Origin of the sequence: Aeromonas bivalvium, assembly GCF_046078285.1 — a bacterium.
Classification (GTDB): Bacteria; Pseudomonadota; Gammaproteobacteria; order Enterobacterales; family Aeromonadaceae; genus Aeromonas; species Aeromonas bivalvium.
This window is the reverse complement of sequence record NZ_JBGXBV010000010.1, coordinates 93,608-120,607: the sequence shown is the minus strand read 5'-3', so window position 1 is coordinate 120,607 and position 27,000 is coordinate 93,608. Positions and strand designations below refer to the sequence as shown.

27 protein-coding genes are annotated in these 27,000 nt (G+C 63.6%); 9 read left to right on the top strand and 18 right to left on the bottom strand.

The features are described from left to right. The first annotated feature begins 4 nt into the window (after positions 1–4). Entirely contained in the window at positions 5–1,135 is a 1,131-nt protein-coding gene (locus tag ACEUCR_RS18100; RefSeq protein WP_408791724.1) for a NapC/NirT family cytochrome c, read from the top strand. A 22-nt stretch (positions 1,136–1,157) separates the two neighbouring features. Next, a complete protein-coding gene (torA, locus tag ACEUCR_RS18095; protein WP_111874211.1) occupies positions 1,158–3,638 on the top strand; it encodes a trimethylamine-N-oxide reductase TorA in 2,481 nt (826 codons plus the stop codon). A gap of 405 nt (positions 3,639–4,043) precedes the next feature. Here torA and ACEUCR_RS18090 read toward each other — a convergent pair whose 3' ends face one another. The 4 genes from ACEUCR_RS18090 to ACEUCR_RS18075 form a co-directional block, all read right to left on the bottom strand. After that, positions 4,044–4,505, bottom strand: coding sequence for a hypothetical protein (locus tag ACEUCR_RS18090; protein WP_408791722.1), 462 nt, complete (start codon positions 4,503–4,505; stop codon positions 4,044–4,046). Positions 4,506–4,618: 113 nt separating this feature from the next. Next, the gene (locus ACEUCR_RS18085) at positions 4,619–5,968 is read right to left on the bottom strand and encodes a sensor histidine kinase (RefSeq protein ID WP_041997886.1); all 1,350 of its coding nucleotides are present in this window, start codon (positions 5,966–5,968) and stop codon (positions 4,619–4,621) included. A gap of 37 nt (positions 5,969–6,005) precedes the next feature. Beyond that, on the bottom strand, positions 6,006–6,662 hold the full coding sequence (locus tag ACEUCR_RS18080) for a response regulator transcription factor (protein ID WP_041997888.1): 657 nt from the start codon (positions 6,660–6,662) through the stop codon (positions 6,006–6,008). A 24-nt stretch (positions 6,663–6,686) separates the two neighbouring features. Next, entirely contained in the window at positions 6,687–7,013 is a 327-nt protein-coding gene (locus ACEUCR_RS18075; RefSeq protein WP_041997890.1) for a PepSY domain-containing protein, read from the bottom strand. Positions 7,014–7,082: 69 nt separating this feature from the next. Between ACEUCR_RS18075 and ACEUCR_RS18070 the strand changes: the two genes are divergently transcribed. Continuing rightward, positions 7,083–7,337, top strand: coding sequence for a PepSY domain-containing protein (locus ACEUCR_RS18070; RefSeq protein ID WP_392445539.1), 255 nt, complete (start codon positions 7,083–7,085; stop codon positions 7,335–7,337). A 36-nt stretch (positions 7,338–7,373) separates the two neighbouring features. Here the strand turns inward: ACEUCR_RS18070 and ACEUCR_RS18065 are convergent, their stop codons facing one another. Continuing rightward, positions 7,374–8,024, bottom strand: a complete 651-nt coding sequence (locus ACEUCR_RS18065) for a protein-methionine-sulfoxide reductase heme-binding subunit MsrQ (RefSeq protein WP_408791720.1) — start codon at positions 8,022–8,024, stop codon at positions 7,374–7,376. Positions 8,025–8,209: 185 nt separating this feature from the next. Further along, complete coding sequence (gene msrP / locus ACEUCR_RS18060; protein ID WP_111874214.1) at positions 8,210–9,211, bottom strand: protein-methionine-sulfoxide reductase catalytic subunit MsrP; 1,002 nt, start codon at positions 9,209–9,211, stop codon at positions 8,210–8,212. A gap of 381 nt (positions 9,212–9,592) precedes the next feature. Here msrP and ACEUCR_RS18055 point away from each other — a divergent pair, with 381 nt between their 5' ends. Beyond that, the gene (locus tag ACEUCR_RS18055) at positions 9,593–10,078 is read left to right on the top strand and encodes a DUF1097 domain-containing protein (RefSeq protein ID WP_041997898.1); all 486 of its coding nucleotides are present in this window, start codon (positions 9,593–9,595) and stop codon (positions 10,076–10,078) included. A 4-nt stretch (positions 10,079–10,082) separates the two neighbouring features. On the opposite strand, the gene ACEUCR_RS18050 is transcribed toward ACEUCR_RS18055, so the two are convergent. The 4 genes from ACEUCR_RS18050 to ACEUCR_RS18035 form a co-directional block, all read right to left on the bottom strand. After that, positions 10,083–11,363 (bottom strand): sigma 54-interacting transcriptional regulator, encoded by a 1,281-nt coding sequence (locus ACEUCR_RS18050; RefSeq protein WP_111874217.1) that lies wholly within the window; start codon positions 11,361–11,363, stop codon positions 10,083–10,085. Next, positions 11,360–11,878: a hypothetical protein gene (locus ACEUCR_RS18045; protein ID WP_174217924.1), complete on the bottom strand. Its 519-nt coding sequence runs from the start codon at positions 11,876–11,878 to the stop codon at positions 11,360–11,362. Before ACEUCR_RS18045 ends, ACEUCR_RS18050 begins: the two co-directional genes overlap by 4 nt. 5 nt (positions 11,879–11,883) lie before the next feature. Beyond that, positions 11,884–13,284, bottom strand: coding sequence for a sensor histidine kinase (locus ACEUCR_RS18040; protein ID WP_408791717.1), 1,401 nt, complete (start codon positions 13,282–13,284; stop codon positions 11,884–11,886). A gap of 96 nt (positions 13,285–13,380) precedes the next feature. Next, positions 13,381–13,473: a YnhF family membrane protein gene (locus ACEUCR_RS18035; RefSeq protein ID WP_111874219.1), complete on the bottom strand. Its 93-nt coding sequence runs from the start codon at positions 13,471–13,473 to the stop codon at positions 13,381–13,383. Between the two features lie 128 nt (positions 13,474–13,601). Between ACEUCR_RS18035 and ACEUCR_RS18030 the strand changes: the two genes are divergently transcribed. Continuing rightward, complete coding sequence (locus ACEUCR_RS18030) at positions 13,602–14,132, top strand: 2-amino-4-hydroxy-6-hydroxymethyldihydropteridine diphosphokinase (protein WP_408791715.1); 531 nt, start codon at positions 13,602–13,604, stop codon at positions 14,130–14,132. On the opposite strand, the gene ACEUCR_RS18025 is transcribed toward ACEUCR_RS18030, so the two are convergent. Beyond that, entirely contained in the window at positions 14,058–14,762 is a 705-nt protein-coding gene (locus ACEUCR_RS18025; RefSeq protein WP_408791713.1) for an SDR family oxidoreductase, read from the bottom strand. The genes ACEUCR_RS18030 and ACEUCR_RS18025 overlap by 75 nt on opposite strands. A 177-nt stretch (positions 14,763–14,939) precedes the next feature. Between ACEUCR_RS18025 and ACEUCR_RS18020 the strand changes: the two genes are divergently transcribed. Then, positions 14,940–15,344 (top strand): CBS domain-containing protein, encoded by a 405-nt coding sequence (locus ACEUCR_RS18020; protein WP_111874221.1) that lies wholly within the window; start codon positions 14,940–14,942, stop codon positions 15,342–15,344. A 90-nt stretch (positions 15,345–15,434) separates the two neighbouring features. Continuing rightward, on the top strand, positions 15,435–16,199 hold the full coding sequence (locus tag ACEUCR_RS18015) for a substrate-binding periplasmic protein (protein ID WP_408791712.1): 765 nt from the start codon (positions 15,435–15,437) through the stop codon (positions 16,197–16,199). Positions 16,200–16,286: 87 nt separating this feature from the next. On the opposite strand, the gene asnC is transcribed toward ACEUCR_RS18015, so the two are convergent. After that, on the bottom strand, positions 16,287–16,748 hold the full coding sequence (gene asnC, locus ACEUCR_RS18010) for a transcriptional regulator AsnC (protein ID WP_111874222.1): 462 nt from the start codon (positions 16,746–16,748) through the stop codon (positions 16,287–16,289). A gap of 154 nt (positions 16,749–16,902) precedes the next feature. Here asnC and asnA point away from each other — a divergent pair, with 154 nt between their 5' ends. Continuing rightward, the gene (gene asnA, locus ACEUCR_RS18005; RefSeq protein ID WP_408791710.1) at positions 16,903–17,895 is read left to right on the top strand and encodes an aspartate--ammonia ligase; all 993 of its coding nucleotides are present in this window, start codon (positions 16,903–16,905) and stop codon (positions 17,893–17,895) included. Between the two features lie 389 nt (positions 17,896–18,284). Here asnA and ACEUCR_RS18000 read toward each other — a convergent pair whose 3' ends face one another. The 5 genes from ACEUCR_RS18000 to rluD all read right to left on the bottom strand — a co-directional run bounded on the left by ACEUCR_RS18000 (position 18,285) and on the right by rluD (position 24,466). Beyond that, positions 18,285–19,106 carry a c-type cytochrome gene (locus tag ACEUCR_RS18000; protein WP_408791709.1) on the bottom strand — a complete coding sequence of 274 codons (822 nt, stop codon included), beginning with the start codon at positions 19,104–19,106 and terminating at the stop codon, positions 18,285–18,287. Then, positions 19,103–19,726, bottom strand: a complete 624-nt coding sequence (locus tag ACEUCR_RS17995; protein ID WP_408791707.1) for a c-type cytochrome — start codon at positions 19,724–19,726, stop codon at positions 19,103–19,105. Before ACEUCR_RS17995 ends, ACEUCR_RS18000 begins: the two co-directional genes overlap by 4 nt. A gap of 163 nt (positions 19,727–19,889) precedes the next feature. Then, positions 19,890–22,463 carry an ATP-dependent chaperone ClpB gene (clpB, locus tag ACEUCR_RS17990; RefSeq protein ID WP_408791705.1) on the bottom strand — a complete coding sequence of 858 codons (2,574 nt, stop codon included), beginning with the start codon at positions 22,461–22,463 and terminating at the stop codon, positions 19,890–19,892. A 172-nt stretch (positions 22,464–22,635) separates the two neighbouring features. After that, a complete protein-coding gene (gene pgeF, locus ACEUCR_RS17985) occupies positions 22,636–23,385 on the bottom strand; it encodes a peptidoglycan editing factor PgeF (protein ID WP_408791703.1) in 750 nt (249 codons plus the stop codon). Between the two features lie 100 nt (positions 23,386–23,485). After that, complete coding sequence (gene rluD, locus ACEUCR_RS17980; RefSeq protein ID WP_041997921.1) at positions 23,486–24,466, bottom strand: 23S rRNA pseudouridine(1911/1915/1917) synthase RluD; 981 nt, start codon at positions 24,464–24,466, stop codon at positions 23,486–23,488. A gap of 116 nt (positions 24,467–24,582) precedes the next feature. Here rluD and ACEUCR_RS17975 point away from each other — a divergent pair, with 116 nt between their 5' ends. Further along, entirely contained in the window at positions 24,583–25,338 is a 756-nt protein-coding gene (locus ACEUCR_RS17975; protein WP_111874227.1) for an outer membrane protein assembly factor BamD, read from the top strand. Between the two features lie 106 nt (positions 25,339–25,444). Here the strand turns inward: ACEUCR_RS17975 and ACEUCR_RS17970 are convergent, their stop codons facing one another. Further along, on the bottom strand, positions 25,445–26,743 hold the full coding sequence (locus ACEUCR_RS17970) for an L-cysteine desulfidase family protein (protein ID WP_111874281.1): 1,299 nt from the start codon (positions 26,741–26,743) through the stop codon (positions 25,445–25,447). Positions 26,744–27,000: the final 257 nt, after the last annotated feature.

Sequence of the window (27,000 nt, the reverse complement as noted above, 5' to 3'; positions counted from 1 at the left end):
CACCATGCTTGGATCCCTCTTCAAGAAGACCTGGTTCTGGCTCCTGCTGCTCGGGGCCCTGCTGGGCGTCGCGGCACTGGGCGTCACCGCCACCATACTGCACAAGACCAGCTCCACCGAGTTCTGCGTCTCCTGCCACTCCATGCAGACCCCGCTCGCCGAATACCAGGGCAGCGTCCACTTCCAGAATCCCAGGGGCATACGGGCCGAGTGCGCCGACTGCCACATCCCGGGGGATCCCACCTCCTACCTCTGGACCAAGATCCGCGCCGTGAAGGACATCTATCACGAGGCGATCGGCACCCTGGATACGCCGCAGAAATATCAGGATCGCAAGCTCTTGATGGCTCAACATGTCTGGGACGAGCTCAAGGCCAATGATTCGGCCACCTGTCGCAGCTGTCACAGCTATGAAGCGATGGACGTGCTGGCCCAGCGCCCCAATGCCCGCGCCGAACACCCGGTCGCCATCAAGGAGGGGCAGACCTGCATCGACTGCCACCGCGGCGTCGCCCACATCATGCCGGATATGAGCGGCCTGGCCGCCGCCGGGGCAAGCGAGCTGGCCCAGGCTGCCGCCAAGACGCCGGCCAGTGTCACCACCCGTTACGCCATCGCCACCACGCCGCTGTTCATGGATGCCAAGACAGACGCCAACCAGGGCAACCTGATGCCCTCGACCCAGGTGCAGATCCTCGCTAACGACAATGGTCGCGCCCAAGTCGAGATCGCCGGCTGGCAGCAAGAGGGGGTCGCCGATGTCTTCTACGCCGCCCCCGGCAAGCGCATCCTGAGCGTACTGCTCGGCGACGAGGCCAAGAAACAGCTGGTCACGGGGACGAGCGAGACGGATGCCAGCACCAAGATCACCTGGCATCAGGTGAAACTGACCGCCTGGGTCGACGAGACGCAACTGATCGGCGACCAGGAGAAGCTGTGGCAATACGCCTCTTCCCTGATGTCCGCCAACTGCACCGGCTGCCATGGCCTGACCGCCCTGGATCACTTCAATGCGAACCAGTGGATCGGCGTCATCAAGGGCATGGAACCCCGCACCTCCCTCACCCCGGAGCAGGCGCGCATGCTGACCCAGTACGTGCAAAAACACGCCAGCGACACCCATTCGGCTCTCTGAGGCAGGACACCAAGGAACTGTTATGACTCTCTTCAACGATAAAACCGCGAACCTGTCCCGCCGCCGCCTGCTCAAGGGCATGGGCGCCTGTGCCGCCCTGCCCCTGCTCGGCGGCCTCTTTCCCAAGAGCGCACTGGCCAACGCCATCAGCACGGCGCTCGATCAGTTCACCACCCTGGTACCGGCCCAGAAGGGCATACTCACCGGGGCCCATTGGGGTGCCTTCGAGGCCATCGTCGAAGATGGCCGCATGGTGCGTGTCCAGCCGGTGGCGGACGATCCTGCCCCGAACGACCTCATCGACATGGCCCCCTATCAGGTCCATGCCAAGAACCGCATCAAGTACCCCATGGTGCGCAAGAGCTGGCTCGAGCATGGCCCCGGCGCCAGCCCCGAGCTACGCGGGGCAGACGAATGGGTACGGGTGAGCTGGGACCAGGCCATCGACCTGGTGGCGGGCGAGATCAAGCGGGTGCAGAGCCAGTTCGGTCCTCAGGCGATCCATGCCGGCTCCTACGGCTGGAAGAGCGTGGGCCTGTTCCACAACAGCCGCACCCTGCTGCACCGGCTGATGAACCTCTCTGGCGGCTTCACCGGCTATGCCGGCGACTACTCCACCGGGGCCGCCCAGGTGATCATGTCCCACGTCATGGGCTCCATCGAGGTGTACGAGCAGCAGACCGCCTGGCCCAACGTGGTCGAACATGCCGAGCTGGTGGTGCTGTGGGGCGTCAATGCCCAGGTCACCCTCAAGAACAGCTGGAACATGCCGGACCATGAGGGGCAGGCCGGTTTCCAGGCCCTGAAGGAGAAGGGTACCCGGGTCATCAGCATAGACCCCGTCTATAACGAGACCGCCAAGCTGCTCGGCGCCGAGTGGCTGGCCCCCAACGCCTACACCGACGTGGCCATGATGCTGGGGGTGGCCCACAGCCTCTACAGCGCCAAAAAGCACGATCAGGCCTTCCTGGATCGCTACACCAGCGGCTTCGACCAGTTCCTCGACTACCTGCTCGGCAAGACGGACGGCCAACCCAAGAGCGCCGAGTGGGCGGCGGCCATCTGCGGGGTCGAGGCCGGGCAGATCACCCAGCTCGCCCTGGACATGGCCGCCAAGCGCACCATGATCATGGCGGGCTGGGGCATGCAGCGTCAGCACCACGGCGAGCAGCCGAACTGGATGCTGGTGACCCTGGCCGCCATGCTGGGCCAGATCGGCCTGCCGGGCGGCGGCTTCGGCTTCAGCTATCACTACTCCTCCGGCGGCAGCCCGACCGCCAAGGGAGGCATACTGTCCGGCATCTCGGCCGGGGACGCCCCCAAGAACAGCCCGGCTCCCATTCCGGTGGCCCGCATCGCCGACTGCCTGGCCAATCCCGGCAAGACCATCGACTTCAACGGCCGCAAGGTCACCTATCCGGACATCAAGCTGGTATATGTGGCGGGCGGCAACCCCTTCCACCACCATCAGGATACCAACAACCTGCTCCAGGCCTGGCGCAGACCCGAGACGGTGATCGTCCACGAACCCTACTGGACTGCCACCGCCAAACATGCCGACATAGTGCTGCCGGTCACCACCAGTTACGAGCGCAACGATCTGGAGATGGGGGGCGACTACTCCCAGCGTTACGTCTTCCCCATGCACCAGTGCGTGCCGCCCCAGTTTGAGGCCCGCAACGACTTCGACATCTTCCGCGCCGTGGCCGCCAAGCTGGGCATGGAGGAGGCCTATACCGAAGGCAAGGACGAGACCCTCTGGCTCAAGCAGATGTATGACGCCATGGCCCTCCAGGCCCGGGGCGCCAAGGTGGCGCTGCCGCCGTTCACCATGTTCTGGGAGTCGAACAACTATGTGCGCTTCCCGGTGCCCGAGGCCAACAAGCAGTGGATCCGCCACGGCGATTTTCGCGAGAACCCGCTGCTCAACCCCCTGGGCACCCCGTCCGGCAAGATAGAGATCTTCTCCAACACCATCGCCAGAATGGGCTATGCCGACTGCGCGGGCCACGCCAAATGGTTCGAGCCCAAGGAGTGGAAACAGGGCCCGGCGGCGGCGCAGTATCCCCTCTCCCTCAACACCTCCCACCCGACTCAGCGGCTGCACTCCCAGCTCGACAACACCCCCCTGAGGGACAAGTTCGCGGTGGCGGACAGGGAAGCCATCATGATCCATCCCGACGACGCCAAGGCCCGAGGCATAGCGGATGGGGATCTGGTGCGCGCCTTCAACGATCGCGGCCAGATCCTGGTGGGGGCGCTGATCTCCAAGGATGTGCGTCCCGGGGTGGTGCGCATCTGTGAAGGGGCCTGGTTCGACCCCGCCGAGCCCGGCAAGGTGGGCGCCCTGTGCAAGAACGGCAACGTCAACTGCCTCACCTTCGACGAAGGGTCGTCGAGCCTGGCCCAGGGCAACTGCGGCCACATGGCCCAGCTGCAGATAGAGAAGTTTGCCGGCACAGCGCCCGCCAATACGGCCCATGCCGTCCCCGCCAACGCCTGACCCTGCCTGTTGACCATGAAAAACGGCGCCGAAAGGCGCCGTTTTTATGACTATTGAGACACTGGCCGGGTGATCCGAGCATGGCTTGATGGCTCAACCCCCTTTTTTCAGAAGTCCCCTTCTGCCATAGACTCCTGGGCACACTCCACCCATGAGGGGCGGCCAGAGCCCGGGTCGATAATTCAGAAGTCCCCTTCTGCCATATACTCCTGGGCACACTCCACCCACGAGGGGGGCCAGAGCCCGGGCCGATAATTCAGAAGTCCCCTTCTTCCATATACCCCTGGGCACACTCCACCCACGAGGGGGGCCAGAGCCCTGGCCGATAATTCAGAAGTCCCCTTCTGCCATAGACTCCTGAGCACACTCCACCCACGAGGGGCGGCCAGAGCCCGGGCCGATAATTCAGAAGTCCCCTTCTTCCATATACTCCTGGGCACACTCCACCAGCTGCGGCCAGAGATCTTCCGGTACCCAGGCATCCGGGTCATCCTCGTCACCGTCATACTGGGTCCAGAAATAGGCACGCAGCCCGCTGGCGAATTCGTCGCTCACCTCAGCCAGCTCGGAGAGGGGCCCCAGCCAGGCGATGCGACGCAGGCCGCTGGCGAGATCATTGATGGCATCGACCAGGGCGCGATTGTCCTGGTTCTGCTCCACCAGCAGGGTGAAGCGCTCCCGGGCCTGCTCGGTCTGATCCTCATCCAGTTCACCCACGTCGGCCAGCAGGTCGATGAACTCTTCCAGCAGGTACTCGATCAGTCCCTCCCTCTCTTCAAACCACTGGATCTGGGCCCCTTTGGTACCCAGCACGGAGGCATCAAACGAATCATCAAGATGGCACAATGCCCACGGATCGTCGGTCATGAATCTTTTCCTCAGGCGTCAACAGATGCCACATAGTAAGCCCGGCCCGCCCCCCTCGCCACTCTGGATGGGGGGAGGCCCGGCATGAAACAAGGGGTCGGCGTCGTGCGGCCTCAGCCGTCGACTCGCGCCACCTTGGGCAGGGAGAGGGAGGCCGCCAGCCCTCCCAGTTCGGCACGCCCCATGATGAGGCTGCCGCGATAGGCTTCCGCCAGATCGGAGACGATATTGAGGCCGAGCCCGGAGCCGGGCACCTTCTCGTCGAGGCGTACCCCGCGCAGCACGGCGCGGGCGATCTGATCCTCCGTCATGCCGGGACCATCATCTTCGATGCGCAGACTGATCCAGCCCCCCAGCTCGGCGCTGGAGACCCGCAGCCGGCCCGCCGACCACTTGTAGGCGTTTTCCAGCAAGTTGCCGACCATCTCGTCGAAGTCCTGCTCCTCCACACCGACCGCCAGGGTGGCGGGTACCTGCAGATCCAGCTCCCTGCCCGGATAGAGGCGGGAGAAGGCGCGGCAGATGTACTCCACCCGGGCCCGCACCGGGGTGGAGACCCCGAGCACCTTGGCGGCGCCGGTCACCCGCGCCTTGCCCAGGTGATAGTCGATGTGGCGCTGTATCTTGTCGAGCTGCTCCAGCATGGGCCCCTGCTCCTCGGGGGGCAGCTGGGTCAGCTGGTTGCGCATGATGCTCAGCGGCGTCTTGAGGGCATGGGCCAGGTTGCCCGTGTGGGCCCGGGCCCGCTGCAACAGCTCGCCATAGTGGTGCAGCAGGCGGTTGATATCCTCCACCAGGGGCTGGATCTCCAGGGGATAGCGCAGGCGGAACCCCTCCTGGTGCCCCTGATGGACCCGCACCAGCTCGCGCCGCAACAGGTGGAGCGGGCGCAGGCCATAGACTATCTGGAAGGTGAAGCCGAGCAGCAGGCCGGCGGCGGCGAAGCCCAGGCCGAGGAAGAGGCCGATCCGGGTCTTGCGCAGCGTCTCGGTCAGGGCCGTGCTGTCCTTGGCCATCACCAGGGTAAACACCCGATCCGAGCCGGGCAGCAGGACATTGCGGGTCATGATCAGCAGGGGCTCCTGATTGGGCCCCCTGCCGAGGAAGAGGTCCGGATCCCCGAAGGCGGACTTGAGGCCATGGCTCTTGAGGTTGGTGTCCCAGAGCGAGCGGGAACGGCTGACGATCTGCTCCCCCAGCTCCAGCTGCCAGTAATAGCCGGAATAGGGCTGCCGGTAGCGGGGATCCGCCATGGGCTCGGTGACCGCGGGCAGGCCGCTGTGCTGCACCTCCAGTCGCGCCAGCAGATCATAGAGCTGCAACCTCAGGCTGTCGGCTTCCGCCTCCTGCCAGTAGTTGCGCATCATGGTCTGCAGGCTGAAGCCGGTGGCGGAGAGGAAGAGGCCGCACCAGATGAGGGCGATGGCCACCAGCCGTCCCCGCAGGGTCCGTACCAGCCTCATTCAGGACTCCCCTGTGCCCCTTGCTGCCGAACCAGGCTCATTCGTTGATCCGGTAGCCGAGTCCGCGCACCGTCTCGATCAGGTCGGCGTGGGTCTTCTTGCGGATCCGGCCGATGAAGACCTCCACCGTATTCGAGTCGCGGTCAAAGTCCTGGGCGTAGATGTGGTCGATAAGCTCGCTGCGGGACACCACCTTGCCCTTGTGCTGCATCAGGTAGCCGAGCACCCGGAATTCGTGGGCGGTGAGCTTGATGGGGGTTCCCTCGTACCACACCTGGGAGGCGGCCATGTCCAGGCGAACGCCGCCAATCTCCAGGATGGAGCTGGCGTTGCCGGCGGCGCGGCGCACCAGAGCATGGACCCTGGCCACCAGCTCGGCGACCTGGAACGGCTTGGTGAGGTAGTCATCGGCCCCGGCGTTGAGCCCCTCTATCTTCTCGTGCAGCTGGCCACGGGCGGTCAGCACCAGCACGGGCGTCGTCATCTCCTTGCTGCGCCACTCCTTGAGGATGCTCAGGCCATCGCGCCCCGGCAGGCCGAGATCCAGGATGATGGCGTCATAGGGTTCCGTCTCCCCGAGGAAACCGGCCTCGTTGCCGTCGTGGCAGAGATCGGTGACGAAACCGGACTGTCGCAGTTGCTCGGCCAGCTGGTTGGCCAGGGTCTTTTCATCTTCAACGATCAGAATGCGCATGGATTGGGTCCAATGAATGGGATATCACTCGGCGACGGGCGCCGGCGGAATGAAGAGGTGTTCGAGATGATGGCCCTTGAGCCACACCATTTCCAGGGTATCGGCGCGGTAACCGACCTTGATGACGCTGTTTTCCCGATCGATCATCCTGAGCTCGTAGAGCCAGAGCCCATCCTGTTCGCTCAGGTCGACCCGCAGCACCCGCCCAGGCAGATGGGCCGCCGCCGCCATCACCTCGTGGAAGGGTTTCACCCGTCCCTCGCTGACCGCCTGTTGCAGCTGCGCCTCGCTCGGCTCGCCATGGGCAGCCAGGGAGCACAGCAGGGCAAACAGACCCAGGGCTCTATTCATGGGGGATTCATCTCCAGAAACCTAGCATAATCGCGGTTATAGTCTGCCAGCCCTGAATCCGGAATGAATATGATCCCGCGCACGTTTTTCCCCATACTGGCCCTGTTGCTCAGCCTGACACCGCTCTGGGCGGGGGCGCAGCAGGCGCGGCTCGAGATGGCAGAACTGATGAAACTGCTGGTGGCGAAAGGGTATCACGATATCCGGGAAGTCACCCTGACCGAAGATCGGTTCGAGGTCGATGCCCTGGACGACACCTCCCGACGAGTGCGCCTGGTGGTGGATGCCCGCAGCGGCGAGCTGCTGAGCCAGGAGCGGCAGTAAGAGCCACCCCTTCCGTTTCCAATGCAAAAGAGGCCATCAGGCCTCTCTTGCATTGAGCTTGTCGCGACGCTGCGCCTTGGGGCGACCGCGCCAGGGCTTGAGCAGCTTGTCCCGCCGCGGCCAGAGCAACGCCAGGGCCAGCAGCAGATAGATGAGCGGCTCCTGCCAGCCGCTCTTGACCGACCACCAGTAGTGCACAGGCACCAGCAGGGCCACGGCATAGATCCAGTTGTGCAGCCGCTGCCAACTCGGCCCCATGGCCCGCAGCAGGGCCGGGATCGAGGTGATGCCGAGCACCAGCAGCAGCAACAGCGCCACCATGCCCACCACTATGTAGCTGCGCTTCACCAGCTCGCCACCGATGAGTCCCCAGTCGAACTGCAGATCCAGCCCCAGCCACACCATGAAATGCAGGCCGGCCCAGGCCGCACACCAGAGCCCGAGAGGGCGGCGCAGCTTGACGAGCTGGCCCTGGCGCCAGCGTCTGGCCAGGGGTGACACCAGCAGGGTGAGCAGCAGCAGATGCAGGGCCCCCTTGCCGAGATAGTGGGTCAGCCCCTGCACCGGATCTCCCCCCAGCAAGCCGGCCGGCACGGCATAGCCCAGCCAGAGCAGGCACCCCAGCGCCCCCAGATGCACCAGGGCCCGCAACAGGGTGATATGGCGCGTGGTCAGTCTCAGAGCCATGAATTCAATCTCCTTCTGTGTCTGTTCTCAGAACCTGTTCACGATCTGTCGCGAGAGGTCGTCAGCAAGGTAACGAGCAACGCAAGCACCGGAGCGTATCGATATACGTGAGCTTCTTGATGACAAACAAGCGAGCAGCACATGAGCCTTGATCACGACCTCGCAGCAAGAGCGTGCACGGGTGCTCAATACCATTTACGCAGATCCATTCCCTGATAGAGGGAGGCAACCTCCTCCCCGTAGCCGTTGAACATCAGGGTGGGCTGGCGCTTGGCGCCAAAGATCCCCCCCTCGCCGATGAAACGCTCGCTGGCCTGGCTCCAGCGCGGGTGATCCACCTGCGGGTTGACGTTGGCGTAGAAGCCATATTCGTTCGGCGCCAGCAGGTTCCAGGTGGTGGGCGGCATCTCTTCCACCAGCCGGATGGAGACGATGCTCTTGATGCTCTTGAAGCCGTACTTCCAGGGCACCACCAACCGGATGGGGGCGCCATTTTGCCCGGGCAGCGTCTTGCCATAGAGACCGACCGCGAGGAAAGCGAGCGGGTGCATGGCCTCGTCGATGCGCAGCCCCTCCACATAGGGGTAATCGATACCGCCGCCAAGGGAGCGGGAAGCCTGTCCCGGCAACTGCTCAGGGTCATACAGGGTCTCGAACGCCACGAACTTGGCACGACTGGTGGGGGCGGCCCGCTTGATGATGTCGGCCAGGGAGATGCCACTCCAGGGCAGCACCATGGACCAGGCCTCGACGCAGCGCAGCCGGTAGATGCGCTCCTCCAGGGGCCCCTTGTCCACCAGATCCTTCACGTCCAGGGTGAAGGGGCGCTCGACCTCGCCACCCACCTTCAGGGTCCAGGGTTCGGTCTTGAGGTAGTGCGCGTTGCGAGCCGGATCCCCCTTGCCGGTACCCAGCTCATAGAAGTTGTTGTGGCTGGTTGCCTTGTCATAGGGAGTCAGTACCAGGCCTTCGGGGCGCGGCGCCGGGTTAACCTTGAGGGGCTTGCCCGCCGGAGCCGGCGCGGCGTCATCCTTGAACAGATCGAGCAGGCTGGCCTGGGCGGGCAGGGCCAGGCTGGCGGCCCCGAGCCCCAGGCCCTTGAGCACCAGGCGCCGGTCCCGGTAGACCTGCTCCGGGGTGACATCGGCCTCGGTCGGATGAGGGGAAGAAGAAGATTTGATCAGCATGCAGGACTCCCGCCGGGATGAGGTGTTAATGATGAGACCGCCTCACTACCCGATCCATTTCATCCCCTGACAAAAAAGCAACCGGGCGGGTCATGGGATGTAAGGGAGTGCCTTGCACAGGGTGCCGACCAGAAACAGGATGACGAAGACCAGCAGGGGCACCAGGACGTTGGACGACATGAGACTCACTCCTTCGAGACGACTGGGCCCTTCACTATGGTGCAGCCAGGAGGGGTCGGCCAGTGAATCTTTTTCGCGAGCGCAAGCGTATTCCTGTCGGCAAAAGCGTGATCAGGATCACGGTGCGCGCCCCCCCGCCTTGCCGCTTCTTTGCACAGGGGTATTCTCCCGCCCTTTCCACATCACCAGGGATATATCGCCATGTCTCCGCTGCTCGCCATCGCCCTCACCACGGGCCTGCTCTCCGCCCTCTGGGGCTGGCTGGCCGTGGCCCTGGGCCTCCTCTCCTGGGTCGGTTTCCTCGGCTGCACCAGCTATTTCGCCTCCCAGGGCGGCGTACGCGCCCTGGGTCAGACCCTGCTGTGCAATGCCAGCGGCATGCTCTGGGCCCTGCTGCTCATTCATGGGGAGTCCTGGTGGGGTGCCGGCGTGGCGGGCTATCTGATGACCGGGGTGGTGGCGACCCTGATGTGCATGCAGGCCAGGCAACAGTGGCTGGCCTATATTCCCGGCACCTTCGCCGGTTGCTGCGCCACCTTCGGCGCGGCGGGGGAGTGGCGCCTGGTCCTGCCCTCCCTGGTGCTGGGCGCCCTGTTTGGCTACCTGATGAAGGCGAGCGGCCTCTGGCTGTCGCGCCGCAGCCAGCGGTCGGCCCCGTCCGCCCGGCAGACCAGCCCTTCGGCCTGACCCTTCACCCCTTGGGCTTGAAGTTGGCGGCCTCTATGTTGTGGCGGTTGAGCAGCTTGTAGAAGTCGGTGCGATTGCGTCCCGCCATGTTGGCGGCCAGGGTGACATTGCCCTCTGTGGTGCGCAGCAGGCGGATCAGATACTCCTTCTCGAACTCGGCCCTGGCCTCGTTGAAGGAGGGGATGCCGCCGCTGTGACCGCTCAGGGCGGACTCCACCATGACGGCCCCGATCACCGGGCTGCTGCACAGGCTCGCCAACTGCTCCACCAGGCTGGATAGCTGGCGCACATTGCCCGGCCAGGCGGCACTGGCCAGCATGGCCAGCGCCTCGGGGGAGAAGCCCATCGCCAGACAGTCGGGGTGGCGCGCCCGGTAACCATCGAGCGCCTGTCTGGCCAGCAGGGGGATGTCCTCGCTGCGGTTGCACAGGGGCGGCAGGGTAATGTTGGCGACGTTGAGCCGATAGAAGAGATCCTCGCGAAACCGCCCCTCGTCCATGGCCGCCACCAGATCCTGATGGCTGGCGCTGATCACCCTTACCTCGGGCGAGCCCTGGCCGTACTCCTGCAGCACTTGCAACAGCTTGGCCTGCAGCGAGGCCGAGAGGTTGCCTATCTCGTCGAGAAACAGGGTCGCGCCCCTGGCCTGGGCGAACAGGCCCGAGCGGCCATCCTCACCGAACAGCTCCCTGTCCAGTGCCTCCCAGGAGAGGGCCGCACAGTTGATGACATGGAACGGCCGATCCCGCCGGCTGCTGGCCTGGTACAAGGTCTGGGCCATCAGCCCCTTGCCGGCACCGGACGGCCCCAGGATCAGCACGGGTACCTCCATGCCGGCAATGGTGCTGGCCTGGATCAGGATCTGCTCCATCTGGGGGTTGCGGGTCAGGATCTGGGATTGCCACTCCCGCGTCTGCTTGGGACGGGTCAGGCTGAGGGCATGCTCTATGGTGCTCAGCAGCTCGTCCTTGTCGACGGGCTTGGTCAGGAAGCTGAACACCCCGGAGCGGGTCGCCTGAATCGCATCGGGAATGGTGCCGTGGGCCGTCATGATGATGACGGGCATCCCCAGCCACTGGGCCTGGATCTTCTCGAACAACGCCAGTCCGTCCATGCCCCCCATCCGCAGATCGCTCAGCACCAGATCGGCCCGCCGCTGGCGCAGTCGATCGAGGGCCGCCTCGGCACTGTCGGCGGTGTCCACCTCATAACCCTGGCTGCGCAGCCGCATGCTCATCAGCTTGAGCAGGCTGGCATCATCATCCACCAGCAAGATACGGCTCATGGCAAGGCGCTCCCCGTCTCCTGATATTTGCGTCGGTTGAGCTGCTCATCGATGGCGGAGAGCTGCTCTATCTGCCGCTTGAGCCGCTGCACTTCCTTGCTCTGATCGTCGCGACGGCTGTCGCGGGCCAGCAGCTGCTCGCCCAGGGCAATCCAGCTGCGCAGGAAGGCCTGGGCGTCCAGTCCGAGTTCGGGCTGCAGCCCCTTGAGGGCATCGAGTCCGGCGCGGCGGCTCGCCACCGGCTCGTCAGGATGGCTGTTGACCATGGCCAGGCTGACCCGGCTCTCCAGATCCGGTTGATTGTGCAGCCGCTCACGCTCCTGCTCCCGCTGTTGCGGCTGGCTCGCCAGCAACCAGTCGGAATATTGCAGGCGCACCTGCATCTCCTTGTTGGCAAACTCCATGCGCTGGGTCAACTCGGCATCCGTGACCGAGGCGGGTTCCTGGCGCGGCAGCAGGCCGCACCCCGTCAACATGCCCGCCAGCAGGACGGGAAACATCAGTCGTTTGATCATAGGTATCACTTCAGCGTCAACCTGAAACAGACGGAGGCCTGACCATCGTCCACCAGACCCAGCTCGCCGCCGAGGCTGATGGCCGACTCACGGGCAATGGAGAGCCCCATGCCAGACCCTTTCAATACTCCCTCACGAGCGATACTGCCCTGCTCGAAGGGTTCGAAGATACGTTCGCGCTCATCCTGGGGGATGGCGGGGCCCTCATTGGCCACTTCCAGCCAGCTTTGCTGTTCATCCTGGCCCCAGCGGATCCAGATCTGGCCGCCCCGTGCCCCATAGCTGACCGCATTGGAGAAGAGATTGTCGATGATGAGCCGCAGCCGGTAAGGGTCGGCCTGCAGGGTCAGCTCCCGCTCCGGCAGATGCACCCTGTTTCCCTTGGATTCGAGCGTCAGCCGGTATTCGGCGCACAGGGACTCGAGCAGCGGCGTCAGCGCCACCGGCACCCGCTCGAACTCCTCCTGCTGGCTCAGGCGGTTGAAGTCGAGCAGGCGCTCGATCAGGGTCTGCAGGCGACGACTGTTCTGCTCCAGCATCTGGCAGATCTCCTGCTGGTCCGGGGTGAGGGGCCCCACCAGCTGCTCACTGAGCAGATCCGCCCCCTCTCGCAGCACCGCCAGCGGCGTCTTCAGCTCATGGGAGACATGGCGCAGGAACTGATACTTCTGCTGTTCCAGCTCCTTGAGCTTGTCGTGCAGCCAGCCGATCCGCTCCCCCAGTACCACCAGCTCGGCCGGGCCATCGACCGGTTTCTTGTCCGGCTCTATCCCGGCGCCCAGGCTGAGGATACGCGACTCAATCTGGCGCACCGGGTGGATGATCAGGTAAGTAAACAGCAGGATCAACAGCAGGCTGAGCACGGCGACCAGGCCGCTGACCCACCAGATCTCCTTCATGAGCGCATCGATGGCGAGCCGCACCCTGAGCACATGCTCATCCACCTGGCTGCGGGTCGCCACCTCCAGCTGCATGTTGGCCTGGCTGAGATCCTCGAAACGCAGGCTGGTCGATTCGGCCTTGGCCCGGGTCAGATCCTGCAGGCCATCGAGCCAGCCGATCAGTTCGTCCAGCTGGCCATAGACAGGGGCATCGGGAATGGAGGCCTGGTGCTCCTTGAGCAGGCCCCGATAGTGGCCGAGCTGCTGCTGGTAGCTGGCGAGGATGCGACTGTCCCCGAGCACGGCGTAGCGGCGCAGGGTGCGTTCCAGATCCACCGCCAGATTGGTGAGCAGGGTCGCCCGGCGCGTGTCGCGCACCGCCCGCTCCATCTCGTCACTGGTGAGCTGACTCAGGTGTTCGAGGGCGCGGCTGTCGTGCCAGATCATGCCGCCGAGGGGCATCAGCACCAGCGCGAAGCCCATCAGGACCACTTGTAACAGTGAGCGCGGTCTTACCCGTGTCATCTTGCACTCTCAGCTCATCATTGGGGTGGCAAGCATATCCGCAGTCGCCCAAAAAACAAAACCGGCCCAGGGGCCGGTTGAATCACATCTGCCGGGCTAGGCAAACAGGACGGAGACGGTGCTGATGATGAGCACCAGGGCAAGGGCCCCTGTCGCCGCCGCCATAGCCCACTTCATTTCTGCACTCATAACTCCTCCTTAGTTGCTCAATCAGAGCCCGATCACAACATACCGGATTGATGTTAATGCATAGTTAAGGTAATTAACGTGAGCCAGATAACCATTTTCAGATGAGCCTCAACGCAAGGGAAAGCGCCATGTTCTATCTGTGTAGCATAGGATCCAACCTCGAACCCGAACAGCATGTCGATCGTGCCCTCGGCGAACTGCTGACGCGTTTTCAGCGCCTGCAGCTGAGTTCGGTGATCAAGACCAAGCCGGTCGGCATGCACTCGCGCCACGATTTCCTCAACTGCCTGTTCGTGATCGAGAGCGAGCACAGCCCCCAGAGCCTCAAGGCGGAGTTCATCGCCATGGAGCAAGCCCATGGCCGCAATCGCAGCGACCCCCTGTGCAAGGTGCACGACAGACCCCTCGACATCGACATCCTGGCCATCCGCGACGACGATGATTTTCACGCCGCCGAGGTCGATGCCTACCTTCAGGAGCTGCTGGCCGAGCTCTATGGCGAACAGCCCGCCAACGTCCAGAAAGTGGTGCTGACCCCCTGCGGGGTGGCCATAGGCCAGGCCCCGGTCTACCTCAGTCAGGGGTCAGATGATGGCCAGGGAGCGGCCACCGTCCACCTTGATGCTCGCCCCCGTCATGTAGTGATTGCCCAGCAGTAACTGCACCGCCTGCCAGATAGGCTCAAGCCCCCCCTCCCGCGCCAGCGGCGTCCTGGCCAGCACCTGCTGGCGCCAGGCCTCATCATGCTCATCGAGAAACAGGATGGGACCTGGCTCTATGGTATTGACCCGCACCGCCGGGGCCAGCTGGCGCGCCAGACTCATGGCCAGGGAGTGAGCCCCCGCCTTGGTCGCCACATAGTTGGCAAAACGGGGGGCAGGCCCGTGAATGTAGATGTCGGTGATCTGGATGATGCTGGCGTTGGCATTGCACGCCAGCCTGGGGGCCAGCACCTGGTTGAGCTGGAAGGGGGCCGCCATGTGCACCCGGTAGAAGCGATCGAACTGGGCCAATTGCTCGGCGGGATCCTCGGCCAGGGGCTCGAAGGCGGAGGCGTTGTGGATGATGAGCCCCAGATCCTCATGGCGCGCCGTGGCATGGGCCAGGGCGGCCACCTCTTCGGGCCGGGTGAAGTCGGCCTGGATGAGCTCGACCCCGAGCGCCCTCAGCCGCCCCAGCTCGGGACGCTCGGAGCGATACTGCCCCGTCACCTGCCAGCCCGCCGCCACCAGTTGCTCGCACAGATAAAACCCGAGTCGTCGACCCGCTCCCGTCACCAAGGCACGCATAATCCCTCCTCATCATCCCTGAATCGAGCGGGGTCATTTGTCACAAAATTGCCCGGCCGATCGCATCTTCACCCCATCGCCAATGATATGGTCTATCAATCCCTGCGGCACCACCCATTGGTGCCAACGGAGCGACTGTCTCATAGTGCAGGCAACCAGAACCGTGGAGCAATCAATATGTTACAAGTACGCGATCACATGAGCCGCCTGAGCCACTCCCTCTCTCCCCAACAGGGACTGGCCGCCGCCCTCGACAGCCTGCATGCCTCCGGCCTGAGCGGTCTGCCCGTGCTCAATGACCAGCATCAGCTGGTGGGGTTTCTCTCCGAGCAGGACTGCATCCCCAGCCTGCTGACCGGCAGCTACCACTGCGACACCCGCACCCAGGTGCAGGACATGATGAGCAAGACGCCCCTCTCCATCGGCCCCGACGAGAGCATCCTGGATCTGGCCCGCCAGATGACGGGGGCCAAGCCTCGCATCTACCCCGTGGTCGAGCAGGGCAAGGTGATAGGCATCATCAGCCGCCGCCAGGTGATGCAGGTGCTCAATCAACAGCTCAAGGGTTGCCAGCAGACCTGAGTGCGGGACTCAAGCATCGACCAGGGATGGTCGATATGATCTCGACAACCGCGGCCAAGGCGCCGCCCCCATGGCTTTTGGAGAAGCTGATTGCGGATCTTGTTCCTGTTATGGCTGCTGCTGCCCTGCGCCCTCACCGCCAAGACGCTGGTGATTGGCGGCATGCTGGAGCCACCGCTCAAGTACCTCGACGCCCAGCAACGCCCGACCGGCATGGACGTCGAGCTGCTCACCGAGATCTTCACCGCCATGGGGGTGCCCATCGAGATCACCCTGACCGATTCGAGTGCTCGCCTCACCCGAAATGCCAGGACGGGGCGCTACGATCTGCTGATGAGCCACTCCTTCCAGCCCGAACGGGAAGCCTACCTCCTCTATCCGAAGCAGTCCCACATCCGCCACAGCTGGCACTTCTTCGTGCGCAAGGCCGACAAGGCGCGCATCCAGTATCAATCGATCGCGGATCTCAAACCCTGGCGTATCGGTCTCACCCGGGATTACGCCTACACCCCCGAACTCAGCGCCGTACTGGATGCCCCCGGTTACCAGTTTCAGGAGATCCCCCTCAACCAGCTGCAACTGCGCAAACTGGTGGCCGGGCGTATCGACCTGGTGCCCATGTCCCTGGTCACTGCCTTCGGCCAGATCCGCGAAGAGGGGCTGACCGACCAGGTTGATTACCTGCCCAAACCCCTCAAGAGCAGCCCCTACTACCATGTCTGGTGCAAGGCCAGGGCCGATGCCGACACCCCGGCCCTGATGGCGGCCTACGATGCCGAGCTGCTGCAGATGAAGCGCAATGGTCGCCTCAAGGCCATCTACGACAAATACGGCATCCCCTATATCGAACCCTGATGGTTCCCGTCAGGGTCTGCGTCTCCCAATATCGGGTATTGCCGCGAGGTCGGCGTTTCCATCTCGCCCCCTCCATTCCCTGCCCCCTCAGGGCTTCACGTCCCGCAGTATGGGGTTTTGCAGCGAGATCAGGGTTTCGGTGGACTGGATCTCGTCTATGGTCTGGATCTTGTGGATCAGCACGGTCTGCAACTCGTCGATGGAACGGGTCATCACCTTGATGAAGATGCTGTAATTGCCCGTGGTGTAGTAGGCCTCCACCACCTCGTCCAGCGCCTGCAGCCTGGCCAGGGCCGAGGGGTAATCCTTGGCGCTCTTGAGGTTGATGCCGATAAAGCAGCAGACGTCGTAGCCCAGCCGCTTGGCATTCACCTGCACCCTGGTCCCCTCTATGATCCCCGCCTGCTTCATCTTCTCCACCCGCACATGGATGGTACCCGGGCTGACCAGCAGTTGTTTTGCAAGCTCGGCGTAAGGGATGCGCGCATTCTCCATCAGGGCGGTGAGGATGGCCTGATCGAGATTATCGATCCGATAATTTTCTGGCACTTTTTTGCACTCCCGTTAACGATATCTCATTAATGACCGGGTTATTTTGAAGAAAAAAATAGCCAAAGCCTATTTCTATTATCGAATATTGAATTTGGTGCGCAATCTGTTGAAGAATCGCCACATCCAACGGCTTTGAGACAGGTATTTCCTCATGAAACAGCACTACATTCGCAGCCAGCAGCAGATCAGCTTCGTCAAAGAGATGTTCTCCCGCCAACTCGTCCAGCAACTGGGTCTGATGGAGGTGCAAGCCCCCATCCTGAGCCGGGTCGGCGATGGTACCCAGGACAACCTCTCCGGCCACGAGAATGCGGTGCAAGTGAAGGTGAAGACCCTGCCGCAGCACAGCTACGAAGTGGTGCATTCGCTCGCCAAGTGGAAGCGCCAGACCCTGGGCCGCTTCGGTTTCGGCCCGGGTGAGGGCATCTACACCCACATGAAGGCCCTGCGTCCGGACGAGGACAGGCTGACCCCCATCCACTCCGTCTACGTCGACCAGTGGGACTGGGAGAAGGTGATGCCGGGCGAGCGCCGGGATCTGGCCTACCTGCAGGAGACGGTGCGCGGCATCTGGGCCGCCATCAAGGCCACAGAGCGCGCGGTCTGCGCCGAGCACGCGCTGACCCCCTTCCTGCCGGCGGAGATCCAGTTCCTGCACAGCGAAGAGCTGCTGACCCGTTACCCGGATCTCGACGCCAAGGGGCGCGAGCGCGCCATCGCCAAGGAGCTGGGGGCCGTGTTCCTGATCGGTATCGGCGGCGCCCTCTCCCACGGCGAGCGCCACGACGTGCGCGCCCCGGACTATGACGACTGGAGCAGCGAGAGCGAACTGGGTCTGGCGGGTCTGAACGGCGACATCCTGGTGTGGAACCCTGTGCTGGAAGACAGCTTCGAGATCTCCTCCATGGGGATCCGGGTGGACGCCGAGGCCCTGCGCCGCCAGCTCGCCATCACCGGCGACGAGGATCGCCTGCAGTACGACTGGCACCAGGACCTGCTGGCCGCACGGATGCCGCAGACCATAGGCGGCGGCATAGGCCAATCCCGTCTGGCCATGCTGCTGCTGCAAAAAGAGCACATAGGTCAGGTGCAGGTAGGTGTCTGGCCATCCGAGATGAAGGCCGCCATCCCGGGCATGCTGTAAGCAGGTCATGGGCATAGGGTCATCCCGGGTCGGCACAGAGGAGCACATAGACCAGCAGATACAGGTCGGCGTCTGACCATCCGAGATGAAAGCTGCCGTCCCGGGCATGCTGTAAGCAGATTGATGGTATCCGGCAACCCATGCCGGATGCTGAAGGTGTGTGGCGGTGCGGACTGAAAGAGCGCAGTCCGGACAGGCTGTAAGCAGGGCGTTCATCCTGGATGCCCCTCTGCGAAACCGGGGCTTGCCCCTGCGACCCGCTCAACCCACGCAAGGTCGCATCGAATACATTCCTCCCGGCAATCCTCGGATTGCCGTTTTTTTTTGCCTGCACCCGGGCGCCCCATGAAAAAAGGGGCCTGAGCCCCTCTGTAGCCCTGCCTCTGCCCTCAATACGCCTTGCTGCCCAGCAGGTGGCCATCCACCGGGGAAGGCAAGCCGTACTGGGAGTAGGTGCCATGGAACGCCTTGGTGGTCTGGCCGAGGTCCCCCTTGAACCTGGGGTCCTGAGGGCGCTCGTGGCTGTTGATGTAAAGGGAGACATCCCAGGCCTGCTGATCGCTCAGGCTCCCTCCCTGGGAGAGCGGCATGTTGCTCTTGATGAAGGCCGCCGCCTTGTCGATGCCGTGGCAATCGGCACACCGCTCGGCATAGACGCTCTGGCCCCGCTTGAAGTCGGGGGCCTGAGGAGGGGTGGCGATGGCGAAGAAGTTGCGCCCTGGCAGTTTGTCACTGATGGGGGCGCCGCTCGCCAGCCAGTAGGAGTAGGCCACCAGATCCCGGATAGCCTGGCTGTCATAGGCGGGGGGCCGGCCCTCTCTGGCATTCATCGAATAGAGGAAGCAGCCTTGCAGCCGATCCTCATAGGTGTTCACCTTGTTGTTCTTCTTGCGATAGGCGGGATAGGCCGGATAAGCCCCCCACATGGGGCTGGCACCGGCAATGATGCCGGCGCCCAGGTGACAGTTGCTGCACTGCAAGCCGTTCCCCGGCTGGCCCTGCCCCTTGAGCTGCTGGGTGTTGACGAACAGGCTGTAGCCACGCTTGATGGCCGCTCCCATCTCCCCTTCCGGCACGGCAGACCAGTCGGGCACCTTGTGGTAGTTGCCATCGGGCGCCTTCTCCCCGAGCGGGACGCTGAACTGATCCTCGAACGATTCGGCATGAGCCAGACCGGCCAGCAGGCAGGCCATCAGATATGCATGCTTCATTTCGCCACCCCCTGCGCCGCGAAGTAGTTGGCCACGGCGTCCATTTCCGCCTCGCTGAGGGACTTGGCGATGGCAGGCATGGAGCCCATGGCGCCAAGCGGGCGTTTGTCGGCCTTCCAGTAGATCAACTGGCGCTTGAGATAGGCGGGATCCTGACCGGCGAGACGGGGAAACAGTGGCATGACGCCGACGCCACTCGGGCCGTGGCAAGCCACGCAGGCTGGCAGATTGCGCTCGGGTTTGCCGGCCAGGGCCAGCCGCTCCCCCGTCTCCATGTCCCCGGGCCACTTGTCGCCGCTCCAGTGCAAGCTCACCTCCTTGGCGGCGGCCTGGCTGGCGAAGTGGTTGGCGGCACGCTTTATCTGCTCGTCGCGCAACTGGTAGATGATGGGATTCATGAAGTCGCTGACCCGTTTGCCGCTGCGAAAGGCGCGCAGTTGCTCGCTCAGGTAGGTTTCGGACTGTCCCCAGAGATTGGGGATATTCGACTCCTTGGGCACGCCGTTCATCCCGTGACAGGTGGCGCAGATCTGGGGCACATCCTGGCTTGCTTGCGCCCCCTGTACCGCCAGGGGCACCAGGCTGCTGCACAGCAGCAGGAACGAAAATCGTGTTCTCATCGGCAAAGGCTCCCTCTCCTGGTAATAACAATGAAATCATTAATGGTATGACGCGTATCACCACAATGCGATGACCCATAGTTATCGCCATGTTGGCGCCCGCATGCTGCGCCAAAAAAAACGCCAGCCCGAGGGCTGGCGTTGTGAACGAGGGTGAGAGCCATCACTGGGTCATGGTGAGCCCGTTGCTGTCGGCACCCAGCAGCAGCCGCTTGCCGGGGATGACCCGACCGCTGAGCAGGGCCTGGGCCAGCGGGTTTTCCACCTTCTGCTGAATGGCCCGCTTGAGGGGACGCGCCCCGTAGACGGGGTCGAAGCCCGCGTGGACCAGCTTGGTCAGCAGCTCCTCGCTCACCTCCACCTCGAAGCCCTGGGATTCCAGACGACCCATCAGGCTCCCCAGCTGGATGCGGGCGATGGACTTGATGTGATCCTCGCCGAGCGGATGGAACACCACAGTCTCGTCGATCCGGTTGATGAACTCCGGACGGAAGCTGCGGGTCAGCAGCTCCATCAGCAGAGCCTTCATCTCCTCGTAGTCCTTCTCGGCGTAGTGCTCCTGGATGAGATCCGAGCCGAGGTTGGAGGTCATGATCACCACGGTATTGCGAAAATCGACGGTGCGGCCCTGACCATCGGTCAGGCGGCCATCGTCCAGCACCTGCAGCAGTATGTTGAACACGTCCGGGTGCGCCTTCTCCACCTCGTCCAGCAGGATCACCGAGTAGGGGCGACGGCGTACCGCCTCGGTGAGATAACCCCCCTCCTCGTAGCCCACGTATCCCGGAGGCGCCCCCACCAGACGGGCCACGCTGTGCTTCTCCATGAACTCGGACATGTCGATGCGCACCATGGCGTCCTGGGTATCGAACAGGAACTCCGCCAGCGCCTTGCACAGCTCTGTCTTGCCCACCCCGGTGGGCCCGAGGAACAGGAAGGAGCCGATGGGGCGGTTCGGATCGGACAGCCCGGCCCGGGAGCGGCGGATGGCGTTGGAGACGGCGTCCACCGCCTCTTCCTGGCCGATCACCCGGCTGTGCAGCTGATCTTCCATCCGCAGCAGCTTGTCACGCTCCCCTTCCAGCATCCGCGCCACCGGAATGCCGGTCCAGCGCGCCAAGACGTCTGCGATCTCCACGTCGGTGACCCGATTGCGCAGCAGGCTGGTCTCCTGCATCTCCGCCTGGGTGGCGAGATCCAGCTGTTTCTCAAGCTCCGGGATGCGGCCATATTGCAGCTCGGACATGCGGCCCAAGTCCCCGGCCCGGCGCGCCACCTCGAGATCCTGACGGGCCTGCTCCAGCGCCGCCTTGATGTGCTGGGTACCGGCGAGGGCGGCCTTCTCGGCTTTCCACACCTCTTCCAGCTCGTTGTATTCCCGCTCTTTTTCCGTCAGCTCCTGATTGAGCAGATCGAGCCGCTTGCGGCTGGCGTCGTCGTCCTCCTTCATCAGCGCCTGCTGCTCCAGCTTGAGCTGGATGATGCGCCGCTCGAGCCGATCGAGGGATTCCGGCTTGGAGTCGATCTGCAGCCGTATGCTGGCCGCCGCCTCGTCGATGAGGTCGATGGCCTTGTCAGGCAGCTGGCGATCCGCGATGTAGCGGTGGGACAGCTGGGCCGCCGCCACAATCGCCGGGTCTGTGATCTGCACATGGTGGTGCAGCTCATAGCGCTCCTTCAGGCCACGCAGTATGGCGATGGTGTCCTCCACCGAGGGCTCCTCCACCAGCACCTTCTGGAAGCGGCGCTCCAGAGCGGCATCTTTTTCCACGTACTGGCGATATTCATCGAGGGTGGTGGCACCGACGCAGTGCAGCTCGCCACGGGCCAGGGCCGGTTTGAGCATGTTGCCCGCGTCCATGGCCCCCTCGCCCTTGCCGGCGCCGACCATGGTGTGCAGCTCGTCCACGAAGAGGATGACGCTCCCCTCCTCCTTGGCCAGATCATTCAGCACCGCCTTGAGCCGCTCCTCGAACTCGCCGCGATACTTGGCACCGGCCACCAGGGCCCCCATGTCCAAGGAGAGCACCCGCTTGTTCTTGAGCCCCTCCGGCACCTCGCCGTTGATGATGCGCTGGGCCAGCCCCTCGACGATGGCGGTCTTGCCGACGCCGGGGGCGCCGATCAGCACGGGGTTGTTCTTGGTACGACGCTGCAGCACCTGGATGGTGCGGCGGATCTCTTCATCCCGCCCGATCACGGGGTCGAGCTTGCCGAGTTCGGCCCGCTCGGTGAGGTCTATGGTGTACTTCTCCAGCGCCTGGCGATTCTCCTCGGCGTTGGCATCATCCACCTTCTTGCCGCCACGCACCTTGTCGATGGCCGCTTCGAGTTTTTCCTTGGTCAGTCCCTGGGCACGCAGCAACTCTCCCAGGTTGCCCTTCTCGTCCAGGGCCGCCAGCACGAACAGCTCGGACGAGATGAACTGATCCTTGCGCTGCTGGGCCAGCTTGTCGCAGACGTTGAGCAGGCGGCCAAGGCCGTTGGAGAGCTGGACGTCCCCTTCGACGCCGCTCACCTTGGGCAGGCGGTCCAGCTCCTCGCCCAGACGCGAGCGCAGGGCATTGATGTCGAGCCCGGTCAGGGTCAGCAACGGGCGAATGGATCCGCCGTCCTGATTGAGCAGGGCGGCCATCAGGTGGACGGGTTCGATGAATTGGTGGTCACGACCCAGTGCGAGAGACTGGGCATCGGAAATAGCAACTTGGAATTTGCTGGTCAGGCGATCGAGGCGCATTGCACTCCCCCCTTGAAAACGGACACCGCTTGCGCGGCAAACAACAGAACTTTCTGATTAGGAAGATGAGGCCCGTGCGGGCTATTTCAAGGGGCAGGGCTGGTTATTTTTTCTGCAAGGCACAGGAACGGAAGGATCGCGGCCCCTTGGCAGGCAAGGGGCCGGTGAGTGTTCACTCGGCCAGCCAGATGATGGAGGCCATGCGGCCGGTCTGACCGTCACGACGATAAGAGTAGAAGCGTTCGGCATCGCTGAAGGTGCAGTGCTCGCCGCCATAAATGGCGGTGACACCGGCGCGGGCCAGACGCAGCCGGGCCAGCTGGTAGATATCCGCCAGCCACTTGCCCTCATTGCTGGAAGGCACGAAGGCGGCAGCCGCCTCGCCCTGCACCGCCATAAAGGCATCGCGCACCTCGCTCCCCACTTCAAAGGCCGCAGGGCCGATGGCGGGGCCGAGCCAGGCCAGGATCTCCCCAGGCTCGCAGCCCATGGCCCGGATGCTCGCCTCCAGCACGCCACCCTCTTCATGGCCCAGCAAGCCGCGCCAGCCGGCATGAGCAGCGGCCACCACGGTACCGGCCCGATCACAGAACAGCACTGGCAGACAGTCGGCGGTCATCACTATGCAGGCCAGTCCGGCCTCGTGGGCGCAGGCGGCATCGGCATCCGGTGCACTCTCATACCGCTTGCTGACCCGATGCACGGCGATGCCATGCACCTGATTGAGCCAGTTGAGGGGCTCGGGGATCCCCGCCGCCAGCTGCAATCTGGCCCGGTTGTCCTCTACTCTGGCGGGCTCGTCGCCCACATGGGCCCCCAGATTGAGGCCGTCGAAGACCCCCTGGCTCACGCCACCGTCCCGGGTGGTGGAGAGGGCCCGCACCCGCGCCGGGGCGGGCCAGTCCGGTTGAATGGTCTTCATCTGTCACTCCTTTATGCGGCCTCTGCCTGTTGCCATAAAAAGCGGGGCACCCACTGGGTGCCCCGCCGCCATGCTCACGGGGTCTGTGCGACCCTGACCCTCAACCCCAGATCAGGTCATCCGGGTTGGCCAGGGTATCGGCGCGCATCGCCGCCATCAAGTCCACCATGTCCTGAGGGGTGGGCGAGTGCCACTGCATCACCTCACCCGTGATGGGGTGTGCCAGTTGCAGCATGGTGGCGTGCAGGGCCTGGCGATGGAAGCCCCGCAGCGCGGCGGTCAGCTCAGGGGTGGCATTGCGCAGCAGACGCATGCGACCACCATAGACGGGGTCGCCCACCAGCGGGTGCTTGATGTGCGCCATGTGAACCCGGATCTGGTGAGTACGACCGGTTTCCAGCCGCAGTCGCAGCCGGGTATGGCCGCGGAACTTCTCGTGCACCCGATAGTGGGTCACGGAATCACGACCGTTGGGAATGACGGCCATGTGGGTACGCTGGGTCGGGTGACGGCCGATGGGAGCGTCGACCGTGCCCCCTGCGGTCATGTGGCCGATGGCGACCGCCTCGTACTCACGGGTGATCTGGCGCGCCTGCAGCGCCTCCACCAGATGGGTCTGGGCGGGGATCGTCTTGGCGATCACCATGAGACCCGTGGTGTCCTTGTCCAGACGGTGCACTATACCGGCGCGGGGCACCTCGGCGATGTCGGGGTAGCGGTGCAGCAAGGCGTTGAGCACGGTACCGTCCGGCGTGCCTGCCCCCGGGTGCACCACCAGACCGGCCGGCTTGTCGATCACCAGGATGTGTTCGTCTTCGAAGACGATGTTGAGGGCTATGTTCTGGGCATCCCAGCGGGTGTCATCTTCCAGCTCGACCGTCACATGGACCTGCTGCCCGGAGATGACTTTCTCCCTTGGTGTGTTGGCAACCTGACCATCCAGGGTCACTCTGTCTTGCAGGATCCACTCCTTGATCCGGGTGCGGGAGTAGTCGGGAAATATTTCTGCCAGAGCCTGATCGAGTCGCTGCCCGAATTGGTGATCCTGGAATTCGCCTGTTAATTCAATATGCTGGCTCATGTATGGTCTCTTGAGCGGGGGTTTCAATTCGAAATAATCCGGGTATTCTAGCTTTTCTTTTAGCCAAGCATAACGGATACTTTGCCAATTTCGTGGAAATGGACCGGATGTTGTTGATGGGAAAGAAGTCTCACCTGCTGATGTCGCTCGCCTTGGTCGCTACCCTGATCACTGGCTGTTCCAGCACCAAACCCAAGGTTCCCGACGAACCGCCGGAAACCCTGTACCAGAAAGCACGCCTCAAGCTGGATGCCGGCAACTATGTGAATGCCATCGAGTTATTGGAAGCATTGGACTCCCGCTACCCGTTCGGAGCTTACTCCAATCAGGTGCAGCTCGACCTCATCTATGCCTACTACAAACAGGATGACACCGCCCAAGCGACCGCCAACATCGACCGTTTCATCCGTCTCAATCCGGCGCACAAGAACATCGATTACGTCTTCTATATGCGCGGCCTGACCAACATGGCGGCAGATTACAACTTCTTCCAGGATCTGTTCGGCATCGATCGGGATGACAAGGATCCCTCCTACGCCCGCCAGGCGTTCCAGGATTTCAAGACCCTGCTGCAGAACTACCCCAACAGCAGCTATGCGGCCGATGCCCGTGCCCGCATGATAGGCCTGAAAAACCGCCTCGCCCGCTACGATCTCAGCGTCGCCCAGTATTATGTGAAGCGTGATGCCCTGATCGCCGCCGCCAACCGGGCCAAGCAGGTGGTCGAGACCTATCCGGACACGCCCCAGACCGAAGAGGCGCTCGTCATCATGGTCGAATCTTACGAGACCCTCAAGATGCCGACCCTGGCCCAGCATGCCCGAGAGGTGCTGGCCAAGAACTACCCGGAGAACCGCCACGCCAAGGGTTGATGGCGCTGCAACTCCCCACGAAAAACCGATGGCCATGGCCATCGGTTTTTTTTGTCTGACGTTGGGGCGGCGGGCCGCTCTGCCGCCCTCTGCTCCCGCCGCTGGCTCAGTTGCGCTGCTTGGCCCGCATGATGTTGATGATCTCGATGTCGGTATCCAGCATGCCCTGCCTGGAGAGCTGCCCCAGATTGGCAATGGTCTGATCCACGTCGTCGGAGACGATGCCCTCGCTCTGGGGCACCCTCAGGTTGTTGACCGCCATCAGGGACGACTTCACCGCCGCCGAGGTGGAGGTGGATACCTTCATGGAGCAGGCGCTGCCGGCGCCGTCGCAGATGATGCCGGACACATCCCCAATCATGTTGTTGATGCAGTGGCTGATCTGCTCGAACCTGCCCCCCAGCAGCCAGGTGATGGCGGCGCCGGCTCCCATGGCGGCCGTGCTGGCGGCGCACAGGGCGGAGAGCTTGTTCTGATACATCTTGATATAGATGGCCACCAGATGGCTCATCACCAGCGCCCGGGTCAGCTGCTCCTCGCTGGAGCCGAGGAAACGGGCGGCGGCGACCACCGGCATGGTGGCGGCGATCCCCTGGTTGCCCGAGCCCGAGTTGGACATGGCGGGCAGCATGGCGCCATCCATGCGCGCGTCCGACGCGGCGGAGGAGAGGCGCATGGCGAGCGTCATCAGATCGTCGGAGAGCAGCTTGCGTTCCACCTGATCGGTCAGCATCTTGCCGATACTCAGGCCATAGCCCTGCAAGCCTTCGTCCGCCAGGGCCTGGTTCATGGTGGCGGCCTCACCGATGAAGGCGATCTCGGCGAGCGGCACCTCGAGGGCAAACTCGACTATCTCCTTCAGGGTCAGGGCGGGACTGGCCGACCTGGCTGGCTGGATCTGCACCCCGGGGGCGCTGGCCTGGGTCATCAGCACCTCGCCATCCTGCTCCATCAGCACGATGCGGGTGTGATCCGTGCAGATCACCACCCGGGCGCTGTGACCATCGGCTTCGGCCAGCACCTCGGCGTAGAGCACGTCGGGCACATCCTTCACGTCCACCTTGATGAGGGGCAGCAGCGCCTTGGCGGCGTCCACCTGCGCCGGGGTGAGGCCCTTGAGCACCTCCAGACCCGCATCCGGGTTACCCCCCGTGATGCCGACCGCGGCAGCCACCGGCAGGCCTATCATGCCGGTGCCGGGCACGCCGACCCCCATGCCGTTCTTGAACAGGTTGCCGCTGACCCAGACGCTGACGCGGGTCGGATCCTGTCCCAGCAGCTTGCGGCAGTTGGCGGCGGCCAGGGCCACCGACATGGGCTCGGTACAGCCCAGGGCAGGTACCACTTCGCGCTTGAGCAGGGCAATAAATTCGATCCATTGTGACTTCATCTGCGTGTGCTCCATGGTCGGGCGCTGCCCCTCTTTCATCTCATCAAATATGTATTATTGCGGAAAATCTCAAATTTAGTTGAGTCGCCCCGCACGGATGGCAGGCATTATGCCCGACTTTTGAGCGATTGCCACGGTCGGGTGGTGACGCTGGCGTCACCTGGCTATCGGGTGATGCCCGAGGCGGCAGGCTGAGCGATACCAGGGGCAGCCGGGGACGTGCGGACATGAAAAAGGGGGGCCTGAGCCCCCCTGGATATGCGTTGCGAAAC

Coding starts and splice junctions, on each gene's coding strand:
- ACEUCR_RS18100 (WP_408791724.1), top strand. CDS start 5: ATGCTTGGATCCCTCTTCAAGAAGACCTGGTTCTGGCTCCTGCTGCTC.
- torA (WP_111874211.1), top strand. CDS start 1,158: ATGACTCTCTTCAACGATAAAACCGCGAACCTGTCCCGCCGCCGCCTG.
- ACEUCR_RS18090 (WP_408791722.1), bottom strand. CDS start 4,505: ATGACCGACGATCCGTGGGCATTGTGCCATCTTGATGATTCGTTTGAT.
- ACEUCR_RS18085 (WP_041997886.1), bottom strand. CDS start 5,968: ATGAGGCTGGTACGGACCCTGCGGGGACGGCTGGTGGCCATCGCCCTC.
- ACEUCR_RS18080 (WP_041997888.1), bottom strand. CDS start 6,662: ATGCGCATTCTGATCGTTGAAGATGAAAAGACCCTGGCCAACCAGCTG.
- ACEUCR_RS18075 (WP_041997890.1), bottom strand. CDS start 7,013: ATGAATAGAGCCCTGGGTCTGTTTGCCCTGCTGTGCTCCCTGGCTGCC.
- ACEUCR_RS18070 (WP_392445539.1), top strand. CDS start 7,083: ATGATCCCGCGCACGTTTTTCCCCATACTGGCCCTGTTGCTCAGCCTG.
- ACEUCR_RS18065 (WP_408791720.1), bottom strand. CDS start 8,024: ATGGCTCTGAGACTGACCACGCGCCATATCACCCTGTTGCGGGCCCTG.
- msrP (WP_111874214.1), bottom strand. CDS start 9,211: ATGCTGATCAAATCTTCTTCTTCCCCTCATCCGACCGAGGCCGATGTC.
- ACEUCR_RS18055 (WP_041997898.1), top strand. CDS start 9,593: ATGTCTCCGCTGCTCGCCATCGCCCTCACCACGGGCCTGCTCTCCGCC.
- ACEUCR_RS18050 (WP_111874217.1), bottom strand. CDS start 11,363: ATGAGCCGTATCTTGCTGGTGGATGATGATGCCAGCCTGCTCAAGCTG.
- ACEUCR_RS18045 (WP_174217924.1), bottom strand. CDS start 11,878: ATGATCAAACGACTGATGTTTCCCGTCCTGCTGGCGGGCATGTTGACG.
- ACEUCR_RS18040 (WP_408791717.1), bottom strand. CDS start 13,284: ATGACACGGGTAAGACCGCGCTCACTGTTACAAGTGGTCCTGATGGGC.
- ACEUCR_RS18035 (WP_111874219.1), bottom strand. CDS start 13,473: ATGAGTGCAGAAATGAAGTGGGCTATGGCGGCGGCGACAGGGGCCCTT.
- ACEUCR_RS18030 (WP_408791715.1), top strand. CDS start 13,602: ATGTTCTATCTGTGTAGCATAGGATCCAACCTCGAACCCGAACAGCAT.
- ACEUCR_RS18025 (WP_408791713.1), bottom strand. CDS start 14,762: ATGCGTGCCTTGGTGACGGGAGCGGGTCGACGACTCGGGTTTTATCTG.
- ACEUCR_RS18020 (WP_111874221.1), top strand. CDS start 14,940: ATGTTACAAGTACGCGATCACATGAGCCGCCTGAGCCACTCCCTCTCT.
- asnA (WP_408791710.1), top strand. CDS start 16,903: ATGAAACAGCACTACATTCGCAGCCAGCAGCAGATCAGCTTCGTCAAA.
- ACEUCR_RS18000 (WP_408791709.1), bottom strand. CDS start 19,106: ATGAAGCATGCATATCTGATGGCCTGCCTGCTGGCCGGTCTGGCTCAT.
- ACEUCR_RS17995 (WP_408791707.1), bottom strand. CDS start 19,726: ATGAGAACACGATTTTCGTTCCTGCTGCTGTGCAGCAGCCTGGTGCCC.
- clpB (WP_408791705.1), bottom strand. CDS start 22,463: ATGCGCCTCGATCGCCTGACCAGCAAATTCCAAGTTGCTATTTCCGAT.
- pgeF (WP_408791703.1), bottom strand. CDS start 23,385: ATGAAGACCATTCAACCGGACTGGCCCGCCCCGGCGCGGGTGCGGGCC.
- rluD (WP_041997921.1), bottom strand. CDS start 24,466: ATGAGCCAGCATATTGAATTAACAGGCGAATTCCAGGATCACCAATTC.
- ACEUCR_RS17975 (WP_111874227.1), top strand. CDS start 24,583: ATGGGAAAGAAGTCTCACCTGCTGATGTCGCTCGCCTTGGTCGCTACC.
- ACEUCR_RS17970 (WP_111874281.1), bottom strand. CDS start 26,743: ATGGAGCACACGCAGATGAAGTCACAATGGATCGAATTTATTGCCCTG.